Origin of the sequence: Paenibacillus dendritiformis, assembly GCF_021654795.1 — a bacterium.
In the GTDB taxonomy this organism is placed as follows: Bacteria; Bacillota; Bacilli; order Paenibacillales; family Paenibacillaceae; genus Paenibacillus_B.
On the sequence record NZ_AP025344.1, the window covers coordinates 4,948,613 to 4,966,104 of the forward strand.

At 42.8% G+C, this 17,492-nt stretch carries 7 protein-coding genes; 1 reads left to right on the forward strand and 6 read right to left on the reverse strand.

The genetic code is table 11. The features are described from left to right. Positions 1-9 precede the first annotated feature (9 nt). Positions 10-912 carry an ABC transporter permease gene (locus L6439_RS21965; RefSeq protein WP_213470768.1) on the forward strand — a complete coding sequence of 301 codons (903 nt, stop codon included), beginning with the start codon at positions 10-12 and terminating at the stop codon, positions 910-912. Between the two features lie 114 nt (positions 913-1,026). On the opposite strand, the gene L6439_RS21970 is transcribed toward L6439_RS21965, so the two are convergent. The 6 genes from L6439_RS21970 to fabD all read right to left on the reverse strand — a co-directional run bounded on the left by L6439_RS21970 (position 1,027) and on the right by fabD (position 17,487). Then, the gene (locus tag L6439_RS21970) at positions 1,027-4,104 is read right to left on the reverse strand and encodes a cyclic peptide export ABC transporter (RefSeq protein ID WP_213470771.1); all 3,078 of its coding nucleotides are present in this window, start codon (positions 4,102-4,104) and stop codon (positions 1,027-1,029) included. 54 nt (positions 4,105-4,158) lie between these two features. Then, entirely contained in the window at positions 4,159-5,607 is a 1,449-nt protein-coding gene (locus tag L6439_RS21975; protein WP_213470773.1) for a condensation domain-containing protein, read from the reverse strand. 105 nt (positions 5,608-5,712) lie between these two features. Further along, entirely contained in the window at positions 5,713-11,193 is a 5,481-nt protein-coding gene (locus L6439_RS21980; RefSeq protein WP_213470775.1) for a hybrid non-ribosomal peptide synthetase/type I polyketide synthase, read from the reverse strand. Between the two features lie 23 nt (positions 11,194-11,216). Continuing rightward, complete coding sequence (locus tag L6439_RS21985) at positions 11,217-15,857, reverse strand: type I polyketide synthase (RefSeq protein ID WP_213470777.1); 4,641 nt, start codon at positions 15,855-15,857, stop codon at positions 11,217-11,219. 45 nt (positions 15,858-15,902) lie between these two features. Then, positions 15,903-16,250 carry an aspartate 1-decarboxylase gene (panD, locus tag L6439_RS21990; protein ID WP_168179004.1) on the reverse strand — a complete coding sequence of 116 codons (348 nt, stop codon included), beginning with the start codon at positions 16,248-16,250 and terminating at the stop codon, positions 15,903-15,905. 16 nt (positions 16,251-16,266) lie between these two features. After that, complete coding sequence (gene fabD / locus L6439_RS21995) at positions 16,267-17,487, reverse strand: ACP S-malonyltransferase (RefSeq protein ID WP_213470780.1); 1,221 nt, start codon at positions 17,485-17,487, stop codon at positions 16,267-16,269. Positions 17,488-17,492: the final 5 nt, after the last annotated feature.

Consider the following 17,492-nt stretch of genomic DNA (forward strand, 5'->3'; position numbering starts at 1 on the left):
GAGAACGACATGAAAAATATTACATTGTGGATCGGAGCCGCAATGCTGGCCATTATCGTGTTCTTTATGTTTTTCGGCCCCGAGCTTCCCATTGTCGACCAAGAATTGCAAGAAGTGAAGCACCGCTTCAACGAGAACAACCGGCTGCAGCTGCCGCCCTATCCGCCCTCATCACTCAATCCGCTAGGCTCGGACAAGAACGGCGTCGACCTGCTGAGCAAGCTGATTATCGGCACGAAGTCGACCGTTCTCATCGTATTGACGATTACGACGGCGCGCTATTTGATTGCCGTCCCCCTTGGACTGTTGGCCCGGCGCAAGAAAGGGATTGCCCATTTTATCGTGAATAGCATGAATCAGGTGTTCTCCTTTTTGCCATCCATTTTTTCGGCGGTGCTGCTGGTGAGCGTCCCTTTTATCCAAAACTCGGATAATCGGCTGTGGTGGGTCATTTTTATCGTGGCTGTCATCGAAGCGGGCCGCGTCGCCCATATCATTCAGGAACATACGCATAAGTTGTCGCGGGAGATGTACGTCGAGGCCGGCAACAGCCTCGGGTTGAGCCCGTGGCGGATGTCGAAAAGCTACTATATGCCGTCGCTCCTGCCCGAGCTAGTCGTTAACTTCTGTCTCGATATGGGGAAAGTAATGCTGATTATCGGCCAGATGGGCGTATTGAGCATCTTCCTGACGCATCAATGGATCGAGGTCAATTACTTCACGCCGAAGTTTTTGAACACCAGTCTGGACTGGGCCTCGCTGCTCGCTGAGCACCGGGCCGAGATCTACGTGAACAAATTCGGGTTCATCTTCTATCCAGCGGCTGCGATCGCCTTCGCCATCCTCACCTTCAATATATTGGGCGAGGGGCTGCGCCGCCATTTCAACCGCCGCATGAACGTATTGCTGTGAACGCGTTCACGGCCTCCTTCAACTCGATTACCGCAACTCATAGTGAACATCAGTCTTCCTTTCATAAAAAAGAAGGTCCCAATACATAAGCGTACTGGGACTTCTTTATATCCATTAAATTTTGGCCAACCCGTATTCAACAGCAGGTTTTTCCTGTACAATCTTACCCAACTCTAATTTGATTATGTTATCTGCTGTGCCGAAATAAGCATCATCATGCGTAATCGCGATGATGCATTTTCCATTAGCTTTCATATCCGGCAATAGGCGATTGTAGAAGAAGTGCCGGAATTCCGGATCTTGATCAGCAGCCCATTCGTCAAAAAAACAAATCGGGCGGTTATCCAAATAAACATTCAAGAGGGCTAACCTCTTCCTTTGGCCTGTGGATAAATTCGTATTGCTCACGCGGCCATCCTCTGAAATTTCCACTTTATCTTGCAGCTGCATCATCTCCAAATACTTCCGAATCTCAGCTTCCCTGCCATATGTATCGATTCCATACAAATGATCGAAAAGGTAAAAATCCGTAAATATGGCGGAGTAATATTCCCCCAGAACATTAGGGTTTACGGCTTCCCCATTAATCAGGATTTGACCTTCGTGAGGTTCGTAAAGTCCGGTAAGCAGCTTGCCCAAGGTTGACTTGCCGCTGCCATTTCCGCCAGTAATAAATGTTGTTTCGCCGGCGCGGAAAGTATAACTTAAGGGTCCAACCACAAATTGAAAACCGCCATCATTATTATATTGGTAAGAAATGTTTACCAATTGTATTTCTTTCACCTCTCGCTTTATTTGCTCACCGCAAGATACACCGACTTTTAAATTTCTCAATTCCTGCAATAATTCATTAATTCTATTCAGACTGATCCTGATCCGGGTAAATTCCGGAACTGCATTCAATAATCCGTTGACCGGGCCGGTCATGTATAGAAAAACGAAAACATAATTACTAATGCTCCCCTTATTGAGATCAGGGAACAGCACCGGGAATATAAAGATTGCACATCCTATGACTAAAGTGAACAACAACTCGCCGATGACAAAAACGTTAGCGAAGGCAATATCTCCTTGTGATCGCTTCACTCGATAGGAATCGTAAATATCTACGGCCCCTTTTTGAAAATGGACCCGTTTTTTATGATGAAGACTTAGCTCCTTAAAGCCTTCCAGAAGTTGATCTATTATTTTGAAAAATTTGTTCTGGATATCCCGGGTCTGCTCCCAGACCCGATGTGCATGACGAGCAAAAAAGTAATAAAAACCCGAGGTCATGATAATAACCGCCAATGAGACAAGCAAGCCATAAAAGTTGATGAACCCCAGATATATAAAGCAACAAATCAATGTAACGAAACTCGTTAATCCTCCGATTACAATATTAATAGAACCGCTAATCGTTTCTGTGTCATTATTCAACACCGGGTAAATTTTTTCTTTTCCAAACTTCTCAATTTTCTGGTAAGTAGAATTTAGAATCGTATTTGTGATTTCTTTCTTTTTAACAAATAAAGTATCATTTGTGAACCGAATTAATCTCGTTCGCAGAAACTTCTGTCCAACTACATACAGGATTAATCCGATAGCAAAATAAACGACGAGACCAAGCGAGAAATTATTCCTGGAAAGGGATATGTTTACGACAAAAATAATGAAAGCATTTCCAAATCCGCTTAATAAACTGATGAGGATCAGGGAGAATATCGCATTATCGCCCTTTTTAGGAAATAACAAAGACAAAATGAACATCAACGTATATATCCAAATGGATGCTAAAGCCATTAAAACAGCAATGAGTATCGTAACCGGTCCCCACACCAAAACAAATGGCCACGACATTTCGTTAAAAAGAACATTCGGCAATAGATACAAGCCAATCGATAAAACAATAGAAAAGGAAATAAGGGATACAATTCCAACTATTGTTGATGCGGTGACGGGCTTATAGCTTCGTTGGCGGCGAATCAATTCAAAAATGAGAGATAACACTTGATACGTCAAGTACAAGCCTAATAATCCTAGGATGAAAATGCTTAACGATGCCACGAAATCAACTCTTGTATAAAGATCGGAAGCGTTGCTTGTAATCTCCTTCCCCCTTATTAAGTTAAGAATATTTTCTCCTGTATTGCTTATCGCAGCCGAATTGATGTTAGCTAATATGACAATACCGGATTGATCGCCCGGTAATAAACCTACATAGGAAGAAAAGGTTGGATTCTCTCCTGCGTGAGCTATCTCCCCTTGTCCTGCTTGGTAAACATTCCAACCAAAAGCATACGAAGAACCGTTGAAAGCTGGCCCGACAGTGCGATCAGCCTCATGGGATTTTTTAATCAATTCCTTGAATGTGTCCGGTATATCTTCCGCCAGTCCGAGCTGAATCTTTAGCCATCTACCCATATCATGACCGTTCGAAATGATATATCCTGCCGGAGCATTGCCTCTATATTTCGGAGATGTGTATTCTATAGGGTGAAAGAAGCCTCTTTTATAGCTTTTCGCGACCTGCATGCCGTCCTGCAGTTGGCTGTAGAATTGCGTGTTATGTAATCCAAGCGGTTGAAAAATATGCTCCTTCATGTATGCTTCATACGGGGTTCCCGATACTTCCTCAATAACAAGTCCGAGAATATCATAATTGATTGTACTATATTGGAATTGCTCCCCTGGCCGGCGATCCAATTCAACCCCTGCAATATGGCGCACTGTTCGTTCCAGCGCATCCGGACTGTTGTCCGCCGGTATTTGATCAATCGTATGAAAAGGTATCCCGGTTGTATGATGCAGCAACTGTTTGATTGTTAACGATTCTTTTTTTCCTTCATACATAGCGTAGAACCAAGGGATGTACTGAGACACTGCAGCATCAAGTTTTACCTTCCCTTCTTGTTCCAGTGCGAGAATAGCTAGCGCTGTAAATGCTTTGGAATTCGAACCGATTTCAAATAATGTGTTTTCGTCAACTTTCGCTTCTTTTGAAAGGTCGGCATAGCCATAGCCTTCTCCAAGTACATCCTGATTTTCGCTGATAACCGCAACATAAGCTCCAGGGATATTGTTTTTTTGCAGACTTTCCTTAGCCAATTCCAAGACAGATTCGCTCATCACACTAACGCTATCTGCGTAAAGGGGAGGTGTATTCCCAAAAGTCACGATAAAAACTAAAATCAAAGCTATGGCATGTTTCATAAATCTCTCCCTGTTTTTCATCCAGTTGGACTCTGCCTCTGCAACCCTGCTGGATTAGGTATAATAAATTTCTCTACAAAATTGTTTTGGATTATCGACAATGCTGGCTGTCATATTGCAAAAATGTATTGACATTCTTTCCACTGAATCTTTATAGAAAATATCACTATTAAATTCAATGCCTCCTCCGATGATCTCATCATCGTAAAGCTCTAATGCTAAATCAAATTCTGATACCTTATTATGGTGATGGAACGGATAAATTAGCTGCTGCATCATCTGAACTGATGTTAATTCCTTATGGAATACAAACATGACCTGACACAGGGGCGGCCTCTGTGTATCCGAAGGAATGTTCAGGGAATCAATCAATTTGCTGAAAGGAATTTTATGAGCGATGACAGTATATACATCCGTTGATATCTGTTCTACCAGTTCGGCAAACGTCATCTCATCCGACAGCATGGCGCGGATGGGCAGGATATCTACAAAACAACCAATCACATGATCAAGCTCCCATTGCACTCGGTTTGAGACTGGCGTAGCAATCAATATATCATTTTGGTTTGTATATTTATAAAGGAGTACAGCCCAGACAGCCAACAGAAAAGAATACACGGTCACATTCAGTTCCGCCGCTCTTGTTCTTACTTTTTCAGACAACAGCTCATCCATCTTGAGTGGCGCAAACTCACCATGAAAGCGCCGGTTTGCAGGGTAAGGCTTATCCGTCTGAAGTTGAAGGACACACGGGCTATTTTCTAAATATCCATTCCAGTACTTCGTTAATTTTTCCTGGTTTTGGATCCAGTTCTGATTTCGGTCCCAGTATGCATAATCTACATACTCCAACTCCAATTCTGGCAGTGACACCTCGTTGCCCGTCTTGAGAGCATTGTATACTTGGATAAATTCTCTTAAAAAGATCTCATACGACCATCCGTCTGAAATAAGATGGTGCATGAACAAGCTCAGCACAATCTCAAAGTCTTCTGTTTGGATTATTTTTATTTTCCATAAAGGTCCATTTGCCAGATCAAAAGGCATTTTGAACTCATCGTCTATGATTTCTTTGGCCTTCCTATATTTATCTTCCGATGGCAGACCCCGTATATCGGTGTAGTCATAATGGCAGCCGATGTTCTCTTTCATAAGGATGTTAACGTTCCCGTCTCCCCATTCAAAGACGGTACGCAGCATGGCATGCCGATCGATCATGATTTCTAAGGTCTTGCGAACGAGCTCCTCTTCCAACAATTCATAACAAATAAAGGAATTACAAATCGTAGTGACATTCGCTTCGCTTAAGATTTCTTGAAGCAGCCAAATACTTTCTTGGGGGAATGAGATTTCATTTTTTAGACTCTTCTCTTTTTTTACAATTCGGTCCTCTGAATTGTTCATTTCCGTTGTTCTTTTCTTTTCTAATAGTTGTCTCAATAAGATTTTTCTTTTCGCAGGAGATAATTGCTGCAACCTTGCTATTAGTGTTTCATCGCTCATTTTGTTTTCTCCCCCACATCATTTTGTCTGAACAACCCCACAGCTCGAACCGTTGCGGTCCTCGCTGTGAAGTTATCCATCTAGTTTTGTTTTTTCTGCTTGGGATTAACGATTAAGCAACTTCTCAATACTTTCCTCATCAAGCTCATCCATTTCTTTCAGCAAGCTCTCTAGATCATCGTCATCATTTTTCTTGAGTATTTCACCTTCAATGTAGCTCGCCATTTCCCGAATCGTCATGCCTGTAAATAAATCTTTGAGAGCGATATCGACAAAAAACTTTTGATTGACAGCCATATTAAACTGCATCGCTTGCAATGAATTTCCTCCAAGATCAAATATGCTGTTGTCCGAAGTAATTTCAATATTTTTATTCAGAACTTCACGCCACATCGTAATCACAGCTTCTTCTATCTCGGATAGATCAGCTTCATTTGCAGATGTATTTTGCTGGGGATGTAAAAATTGTTCAACCATCCTCCTCTTATCCATTTTTCCGTTCGGCAAATGGAGGAACTGTTTGCAAAATACAAAATCAGTCGGAATCATATACCGTGGAAGCTTCTGCATTAATCGATTGCGAATACCGGAAATAGAGTAGTCATTCGCATCGCCTCTGATAAAGGCGAGCAACTGCTGATGGTTGGATGAATTGGTATAACTGCATACGCATACCTCAGTGTCTCCAACAATGTCTCGGATGGACGATTCAACCTCATCAAGCTCTACCCTGCAGCCATTGATTTTCACCTGATGATCATTTCTGCCCAAATATTCAAGATAGCCACGCTTGTTAAATCGCACTCTATCGCCAGTATTGAATAGAGTCTCGACTCCTCTGCCTGGAATATCCAATGTTATAAACTTCTTGCTTGTCAGTTCTTCATTATATAAGTAGCCCTGGGCCAGCCCGTCCCCTGCAACATACAGGGTCCCCCATACGCCAATCGGAACGACTTGTTGTCTGTCATTAAGTACATATATCCGAGTATTGTCTATAGGCTTGCCAATAGGAACTCTAGAAACATGATTATCCAGATCTGCTGTGTCAAAACAGGTAACGTCTGCAGAAACTTCGGAAGAACCATACAAGTTAATCAACTGATGCCCCTTCAAGCGGCTTCGGAATTTGTCAATTAATTCAACAGAGAGCGCTTCACCGCTAGATACCCAAAGTCTTAGCTTGGCAAGCGCAACATTCAACTCCAGATTGGATTGAAGGATTAGACTCAACAGGGAAGGGATTAATGTGATTCGTGTTACTTCATGCTTCGCTAAATACTTAATGAACTCGTTAGGACTGTTCAAAACACGATCAGGTATGATAACCAAAGGTACTCCGTACAAAACCGGACCTAATATCTCACATATCGAATCAACAAAATTGATGGGGGTTTTATGACAGCATACTTCATCTTGCGCAAAAGGATATTTGTCCCACATCCAATTCAGCCTGTTTACCAATCCTTTCTCCAGTCCGGCTACGCCTTTAGGCTTTTGTTCACTTCCTGAAGTGTAAATAATATAACGAATCCCTGAAAGCCGTTCCGGTTCTGTAACGCCGCCTGGCATTCGATGCAGATGATCGCCATCAACACTGCAGCAAGGTAACTGGAGAACAATCGCATTATCCCAATAATGGGAATGGGTTAATAGAAACGCCATTTTACTATCTTCCACGATCATGTTTATGCGTTCTACAGGCAAATTGGAGTCTAAAGGAAGATACACCGCATTGTGTTTTAAAATTGCCAACATAGCGGCTACAGAGTATACCGAGCGTTCCATATACACCCCAACAACATGGCCGTCTTGAATATCATTCTCTTCAAGTATCTTGCATAGCTTGTTAACCATGTCCCCAAGCTGACTGAACGTATACGACCCGCTATTATCCACTACAGCTTTTTTCCCAGGAATTTGCGACACATTTTTTTCGAACCAGTCAATCAATCGTTCGCCAGAATGGGCGTATTGAGAAGATGCATTGAAATCATGAAGTATCCTTTTCTTTTCATCCGGAGAGATGATCTCTAATTCACCTATGCTGCGGTTTGAGTCGCTTACCATTTCATCTAAAACATGCAAGTAATTAGCAGCCATATTCCTCATAAATTCATCGCTGAACAAATGAGTGCTATACTCAAACTGAAACGAGAGAATGTTTTCTCGCTTAACAACTTCCAACGTAATATCAAATTTGGATACTTTTGAATCAAATTCGACAAAACTTATCTCCATATCCTGCAAATCGAGTTTACGCTGGCTATAATCCAGGAAATTGAACATGGTATCGAAAATCGGATTTCTGCTGTAATCACGCACAATATCCAAGTTATTAATTAATTCTTCGAAGGGGTAGTCCTGATTTTTGTAAGCAAGCAAACAATTTTCTTTGACTTCCTGTAAGAACTCCTCAATGTTTTTGCTTGCAGCAGGGTAATTTCTAAGAAGAATCGTATTCACGAACATCCCCATCATATTTTTGAATTCAGCTCTTTTTCTCCCCTGGACCGGAGAGCCAATAATGATGTCCTCCTGATCGGTATATCGATGCAATAAAATATTGTACGCCGAGATAAGGACCATAAACACAGACATTTTGAGGTTCCCGGCCAATTCCTGAATCTTCTGCGTTAATGCTTCACTTGCATGGACAGTCAAAGCCGTTCCGGTAAAATCCTGAATCGGAGGACGTGCTTTCTCAGTAGGCAAATCCAAGACAGGGAGTTCGCCCTTCAATTGCTCAAGCCAAAAAGCTTGCTGCTCTTTAATCTCCTCGCTCTGAAAGTACTTCAACTGCCATGCATTGAAATCCTTATACTGCAACGGTAAATCGGCAACAGGCCGATCATGATACAGTTGTATAAATTCATTGGTGAAAATTTCAAGAGAAGTAGCGTCGGCGATAATATGATGAAAATCAAGCAGAAGCATATATTCGTTGTCTTTCATCTTAACCACTGCGACTCTCATTAAGGGAGCTTTGCCTAAGTCAAACGGCATAATAAACTCATCTAATAAGGCTTGAAGATCATCGCCGCGCTCCTTCTCCTGAACCTGAAAATCTAAATGCTCGTCCACATGATAGTAAAGAATCTCATCCCGGGTGAAAAAGGAAGTGCGGAGAGCCTCATGCCGATTGATTAATTGATTCATGACGTGATTGCATTTTTTTATATCGAATTTCCCGTTAATCCGTATGGCGCTCGATAAATTATAGCTGGTATTTTCTTTATTATATTTACTTAAGAAAAACATTCTTTTTTGTACGGAGGATGCAAGATAATTGCCGTGCGAGTCCGCAGGAATTTTTTGAATCCGAGTTCTTCCTTTGCTGCTCTGATTGCTCTTCGCGTGAACGATCGTTAAAAACTCTTCAAGCGTAGGGTTTTGCAATAAGTCGGTGACATCAACTCTGCAATCGATGGTCTGCTTTAAAATATCAATGATTTTCATGGCACGGAGGGAGTCCCCTCCAATCAAATAAAAGTTATCTTTCTTATGGATCTTGGGGCACCTTAACACGTCAGCCCAAATTGCCGTCAATAAAGACTCTGTATCCATATTGCGATACTTCGCTAGATCAGCAAGACGGCTCTCATCTTCCGCGTTCTCAATTTCCAACTTTTCAATGCCTTTAAAATTCTCCACGGATACTTCTGCGTGATCCATCCAGTAAGAACGGCGATGTAACGGATAGAGAGGCAATCTCATCTTTTGCTGTTTTTCGGAATCATATAGCGTAGTCCAGTCCACATTTGCGCCCTGGATATAATGCTTGGCAATGGCTTGGAGCTCACCAAAACCCATATCCTCAATATATTTGTCAGAGGTAATATAATCCGGTGAGGACGCAGAATGTTGAGATTCCACATTAATATAGATGCCATCATCCATAATCTGTGTATCAGCGCGTAACATACCACTTTCCAGTATCTTCCGCACATGCTGTTCTAATTGGGATGTTGCCGTTGCCAATATGGCAATTCGATAATTGTAATGGCCCCGAGTCGAACAGGATGAATAACATAAATCTGCGATATCTGTCTGCTGGTCGCCAAGTACATCTTGATAAGCCATTAATAATTGTTCCAAAGATGGAAGTGACTTCGCGGAAGCGGTAAAAATATAGTGAGGTTTCGGATCTCGGGCTGGCCTTTCTTTTGCTTTTCTATGAACCGGCGGTTCTTGTAAAATAACATGACAATTGGTGCCGCTAAAGCCAAAGGAATTTATTCCGCATATTCTGGACTTTCCATCCTCTGTCTCCCAATCGGTAGTTCTGTCATTGACATAGAGAGCAGTCCGCTCAAAACTGATATATGGATTTACCTCATTAAAATTGATATTGGCCGGGATTTTTTTATGATGTAACGAGAGTACCGCCTTCATGATCGAAGCCATGCCGGAAGCGCCAACCGTATGCCCAATATTGGTCTTTACGGTCCCCAGGGCACAGAACTGTTTTCTAGGTGTAAAATGCCTGAAGGCTGCATCAATTGCACTCACTTCAATGGGATCTCCCAACAAGGTTCCGGTTCCGTGCGCTTCCACATAACCGATATCCTCCATCGAGATACCGGCATTTTCATAGGTCTGAATAATCACTTTCTCTTGCGCCTGTGAATTAGGAGAGGAGATGCGGTTTACTTTGCCATCATTGTTGATCTCTGTTCCCTTGATAACCCCCCAAATCATATCCTTATCTTTAACCGCCTCTTCATATGATTTGAGAATAAGAACTCCAATGCCCTCGCTCAATAATGTTCCGCTTGCCTGCTTATCAAAGGTACGAACCACCTGATCCTGTGTCAAAATATTGTTCATCGGATTATGTTTCATTTTAACAATGTTATCTTTCAAGTTGATTCCACCGACAATAGCCATGGAGCTTTTCCCGCTCTGAATCAAAAGACACGCTTGATGCAATGCCACCAAGCTGGAAGAGCAAGCCGTATCTATCACCATACAAGGACCAGTCAAGTCCAATGTATGTGCAATGCGGCTGGCCAAGATAGATTCATACGTTCCTGTCAGCAATAAAGGGGAAGGTTCTGCCGCAGTCCGGGAATAACTGGATTCACAAGCCATATCTCTCCCGATAATAACACTCGTATTGGTTCTTGCTATGGCTTCCCCACCATACCCGGCATCCTCTAATGCCAGATAAGCCACCTCCAAAAGTTGTCTTTGCCAAGGGTCCATATATGTGGCTTCCGAATCATGTATCCCAAAAAAGTCCGCATCAAAAAGATCAATATCGTTCAGATATCCCCCGACTTCAAAATGAGTGTCATCAAGTTGATTTGTCCCCAGGATTTTTTTGTAAAGCTCCATGTAGGGACTGCGTCTTTGTTGTGAAGGCAAATCGATACAGTTTTTTTGTTCAAGCAAATTGCTCCAAAATTCCGCTAGATCTCTCGCTTTGGGAAAACGTCCTGCCATGCCAATGATTGCAACATCTGCATTTTTTGAATGTACTTTACTGTAATGATTTAATTCGATGAGCAGCTGCTTCGCCAGGTCCGGCGAAAGCTTCTTCTCGGATATTTGAGAAAAAAGATATTGCTTCAGTATATCCATTGCCTGATCATCCTCCCTAAAGCTCAAACTTTACGATAAATTGCTTCTTCCACGGATATTGATCCGTCTGCAAGCCCTTGTATAAGAAGGTCTAATTCATCCTCTGACGGAGCACTGGTTTCTTTGCTTGGCTCAGGCTTGCCGGGCGGTTCTTTCTTGACTTGTTTTGATTCGATAAAGTCGGACAATTTGGAAACCGTCGGGTAATTGAAGATGCTTGCGATGTCTACCTGTCCAGGAAATTCCTTATCGATTTCTTTGAGGAGGTACGTCGCCATAATGGAATCCCCTCCCATATCACTGAAGCTCATGTTGATATCTATCTCTTCCGATTCAAAGAGATTCATCCAAATAAGCTTGACCCTTTGAAGGGTGGTCATCTGTCTCTCATTGGTCGCAGGCACTTTTTTATGATTGCTCTTCAAATGATCTTTTTTTACGGCCGGTTGCATCCCCTTCATAAGCCTGTCTGACAGCCGCAACGGAATGGAATCGTAATTCGCGCTTACGATCTGCATGTTCATTGTTCCGACAATTACACGCTTATAAGGACTTCCAATGACTTGATAAAAAGCTTGCATCGCCTGCGTATCTGTAAGACTGTAAAGCACTCCATCCTGGATATTGAACCGGGATGCAATTCCGATATTCTTCCAGGCCGGCCAATTGAAGCATATCGTGTTTCGTCCTTGACTATTTCTATAATCACAGTATGAATCCTGAAAAACATTTGCCGCAGTATAGTCTGCTTGCCCAGCCTCGCCCAACATACTCGAAATGGAAGAGGACAGGATAAAAAATTGAAGATCGTCTTCTCGTGTTAATTGATCCAGCAACCATGTCCCCAGCATCTTCGGTTGCAGAACCTTATCGGCCTGTTCCTCTTCTTTGTTCATAATATAGGCGTCGTCAGCTGCTCCCGCTAAATGAATGACCCCATGTATCCGGTCAAATCTGTCCCTGATTTCATTAAGCGCATTCGCAATTTGTGGCTTGTCTGTGATATCGGCCATGTATACTTCAAGAGAGCCGCCACTAGATGCTGCCTGCTTTTTCAGAAGAGAAAGAGCCTCCGTATTTCTCTCCGTCTCCCCGTTCCTGCTGATCAGCGCAACCTGAATGCCTAAATCCAGCAAAGATTGCGTCATAGCCATGCCGATACCGCCGGTCCCGCCCGTAATGATATAGGCCCCGTCCTTTTTCCACTGAAATTCTTGTGTATCCGTCTGATCGATCTCCAAAACGTCTATCTTTTCGATATACTTTTGCGAGTCTCTTATTGCGATTTGATAAGGCCATTCACAGCTCTGGATCGTATCCCAAATCTCGCCTAAATCAAATCCGTCATCTACATCAATGCAGCGCACCTTGAGGTTTGGATATTCCTTTTCAATAGACTTTCCATAACCGCACAAAGCTGCCGAATATGGATTGATGATCTTCTCATTGCCGGATACACTGTATGCATTCTTGATTACAAAATAGATAGCTATGGAAGCAGCGTACCCATTGTTCACAATGGCCTTTATCATTCTGCGAGCACTGATCACTCCATGATTAAACTCTTGATCCACATCTTTGGTGAAGTCGTCATTCATCGAAAGCATATGAACAATCGAAGCCGGTTGATCGTCCTTCAGATTTTTAAATAAGGTGTCATAGTCTGACTGCGTTCTGATATTGCTATAGCTCACTCCAGGCATATCAGTTCCTAGGTTGTTGGGGGATACATGAATGACGTTAAGATAGTCTGGGGCAGTAATGCGCTTGTCTCTGGAAAACACAATAACAGGGTCCTGTAGTTTTTGAGATGGAGACGGTGCCGGTAATGAATCGTATTTCTCCCAAGTTATCGCGTAGTACATATCATTTTGTTCTTTGCTTAAGGCCGCTTTATTCACATGTTTAATGGTATAATTGCTCGCTTCCAGCAGAACGTTATGATTGCTGTCAGCTATCGTGAGGTCAAAAACAATAGCTTCCGCTTCATGGTCATTGGATTTCCTCCGGATGTGGCTGTAAAGCTTTTGTGTCAAAGGACCATACACCTTCAGCGACCCGTAAGACATAGGCAGATACAATCCATATCCGGTTGATTGTGTCACTACGTTGACCGCGATATCCATTAAGGAAGGATGTAAGGCAAATTCGTTAAGATCATCCGCAAATTTATCCGGCAAGTATAACTCCGCCAATACTTCGTTCTTCCCTATTGCCACCGAAGTAATTAACGAACTCCACCTTTCTCCAAAATGAAGCTTGTCGTTCATATCTTCTGAAGAGAAACGGTCGAGGTGATCCTGACTCATTTTTTCGCATCTGTTCTGAATAGATAATCGATCAAAAGGAAGTGCATTTTCTTGGTTGATATACACACTTCCTTGACAATGAATTTCCCATTCTTCAACTACAGGTGTTTTGCTGGTGATAACAAATTCAACAAATTGATCCTTTTTTCTTAATACGGTCTGAATCTCTCTTTCTTCATTCTCTTTCAGAACAAAGGGCTTCATGAAAATAATATTTCTAAACTCCAGACCGGCCCCTTTAAAATACTGGTTGCAACAGTAATTTACCATCTCGATATACGCTGTGCCCGGCATTAAATAATCATTCAAAACCATATGCTCGCTAAGTACCCAATAATCTTCTACGCGGAATACCGTACTGTAGATATTTTGCTCCACAGAATCGGCCAGCATCCGATGCACAAATGGATGTAATGGCGCTGCCTGTCCATCCTGCTTGGAAATCGTTTCTTTCACTTTTCTCTTCGGCACTTTCATCCAGCAGCGCTTCCTCTGGAATGGATATGCAGGCAGTGGAACATGACGAACATCCCTCTTGGGATACAACCTGTCCCATGGAATATTTGCGCCTTGGCAATAGAGGCTGCACAGGTCCGGCAATAGTTCTTTTCCTTCCCGTCCTTCCCCAAAATAATCGCTTGCCTGGCGGCTATAAACCTGAAGTTGGGATTCAGAGATATCGGTTTCCTTTTTTCTTTCTTCATTCTCGGAGACAAGATGATAAGAACCATAGAACACGGAAAGTTCACGAGATGTTTTCAGCATCTCTTTATTTCTGATAATGAGATTGAGTTTTTCTATTAAACTTGTTAAATCATCCACAATAATGGCGAGACGATAGTTGTAGTGGTTTCGTTTCACGCTCAATGAATAACAAATATCGCTTAATGTGCTGCTTTCGTTATGCAGAAGAAAGGACTCCATTTGTTTGAGCCTGTCCAATAATGCACGCTCTGATCTGGCAGACAAGGCGAAGATATGTTTTTGATCAGGCATTTCTTTTTTTACTGTGAGTTCCGGAGCTTGCTCCAGAACAATATGACAGTTCGTACCGCTCAAGCCAAAGGAACTGACGCCGCATCTTCTGATTCCACAATGCGGTTCCCATTGAGTCACTTGATCGTTGATATACACGGCTGACTGTACAAAGTCTATCTTTTGATTTGGATGCAGGAAATGCAGCGATGCAGGTATTTTTTCATATTTTAAGGCATAGATAGCCCTTAACAATCCCGCCATACCTGCTGCATGATCCAAGTGGCCGACGACCGATTTTGCTGAACTTACCGCACAAAACGCTTTTTTATTCGTGAATTTCCCGAATGCATTTGCAATTGCCTTTACCTCTATCGGATCGCCAAGTTTGGTACCGGTGCCATGAGCTTCAATATACGTAATTGTTTCTGGGGATATCATTGCATCCGACCATGCATCAATTAATAACTGCTCTTGTGCAAGCACATTAGGCGCCGTTATGCCCACAGAACTTCCATCTTGGTTGATGGCATAGCCTTTTAAGACGGCATAAATATGGTCGCCATCCTGGATAGCCTTGTCTACCATTTTCAGTACCAACGAAATGGCTCCCTCTCCCAAGACCGTGCCATCAGATGAATCATCAAAGGTCTTTGTTTTACCTGAAGAAGATTCTATGCCCAGCTTCTCGTCCGTTTCCACCGGAGCAAGCAACACTTTGACACTTCCGGCAATCGCCATATCGCATTTTTGATTTCTTAAAGCCTGCATTGCCATTGACACCGCGACCAAGGATGAGGAGCATGCGGTATCCACAAGCATGCTTGGACCTTTCAGATCAAGAAGATAAGCGATGCGGCTGGCGATAATCGAATTGATATTTCCTGCTTCCGACATGACTAACAATTCCGGATGAATTTGAGCAAGTATCCTCTGGTACTCTGAAATACCAGAGTACCCTAGATAAATCCCCGTATTACTATTCATAATTTTCGAATTGCAGTAACCGGCATCTTCAAGCGAGCTCCAAGCCGTCTCCAGGAACAGGCGCTGGTTAGGGTCCATAAGCGATGCTTCCTTGGCAGACAGCTTGAAGAATTCATGATCAAATTGGTCAATATGCTCAAGATATCCGCCGGGAGCATATTCTTTTTCCATCCAAGCATGTTCCAAATAGGCAAGAATATCATTAATGTCCTTTTTTCTATTCTCCGGAAATGGACCGATGCAATCTGCGGAGTTATCTAATATTTCCCAGAATTCTCTGTAATCCTTGGCATTTGGCATTTGCGCGGCGATGCCGATCACCGCGATGCCATTTGATTGTATTTCTTTCACGTTATCCGAACTGATTTGAACTTTCTTTTTAAATTCAAACAAAAAATCCCCCTCCTAAACGGAATCTTTCTTTCAATTCGGTTGTATCTACACAATTCTATTGTTGCTGTCAACATGCACGACGGTCGCCTCAAATCCAGCGAGCTCAGAGTCATCATACATGCCGTAGGATATAATAATGACCAGATCATCAGGCTGAACCAGCCGGGCGGCTGCTCCGTTTAAGCAAATATCGCCTTTTCCTCTTTCTCCTGTTATCACATACGTATCGAATCGTGCTCCATTATTAATATTCACGATCGAGACCCTTTCATTTTCGAGAATATTCGCCGCTTCCATCAACTGTGCATCGATGGTAATGGACCCCTTATAATTTAGATTGGCATCTGTAACCTTTGCTCTATGAATTTTTGATTTGTGCATAATTCTCAACATATTTAACTCCCCTTTTTTATGAAATAAAGTGTACTTCAGTACCCGTTTGTCTAATAATTTCTTGAATGCGCGCATTGCCTAAATCTTCGGAATACTGTTTAGCTGTGATCACGGTCTTTAACATATCGAGAGCCTGCTTCATTTGCTCGACGGTCGGCTCCTTTTTGCTCTCAGACAATTCGTTATACATTCTTTGAACGGTTTGGTAAGGCTCAACAACTTTTTGCCTGTATTCCGTCTCGTCCCAATTCGAATTTTTCACGCAAATGGCTGCGGCCAAACAACGGCTTATGAACAGTAATCTGTTCTCCGGTACTGCTAGTTCTTGTCCCAGTCTCATCATCTCCTCTTCATTTTCATAGCTGAATGCTTTCATTTGGGGATAACCTTTAAAAAGTTTGGTTAATACATTTTTAGGCCCAACCTCGACTGCCAGAAATATCTCATTTCGTATCATATATTCAATGGTTGAAGCCCAATCAACGGGGGAGACTACCTGCCTTACAAGCCGGTTGATTATATTTTCTTTTACATTATCATGCGGCTGGGCGGTCACATTGCTCAGAACCTTCCAACGTGATTCTTGAAACTGGCACAACTCCAGCCTGGATCTGAATTCTTCTGTCATTGCCGACATTAGAGAACTGTGAAAAGCAGCATTCACATGGAGTAACACAGATCTTCCGCCCTTTTTCTCCAACATTTCCACGGCCTTGAGAACGGCCTCTCTATGGCCTGATATGGTGAACTGAGTTTTCGAATTATAACCTGATACGCCAATGACTTCCGAACCTGCAGTTCCTGCGCACACCTCCTCTACTTCCGCTTTATCCAGCCCGCTAATGGCTGCCATTGCGCCATCTGCGCTCGCGGCGCACTTTTGCATCAGCTCGCCTCTGATTTTTACGACACGCAAAGCGTCGCCAAACTGTAAGACACCTCCGCAGCACAGAGCCGAAAATTCGCCGAGGCTGTGGCCTGCAAGAACGATGGGCTCACATCCAAAACGGTCCATGCAGTCGCGGAACATGCCAACACTCACCGTAAAAATAGCCGGCTGCAATAGATCGGTTCGAGTTAACGTTTCCATTTCTCCTTCGAAACATAACTTTTTCAGATCAAAATGCAAGATGTCTGAGGCTTCTTCCAATAATCGTTTTGAGTTATGACTTAAATTTTTGCCCATACCGACATATTGCGAGCCCTGACCCGGGAATACATAAGCCAATCTGCGCATCAGTG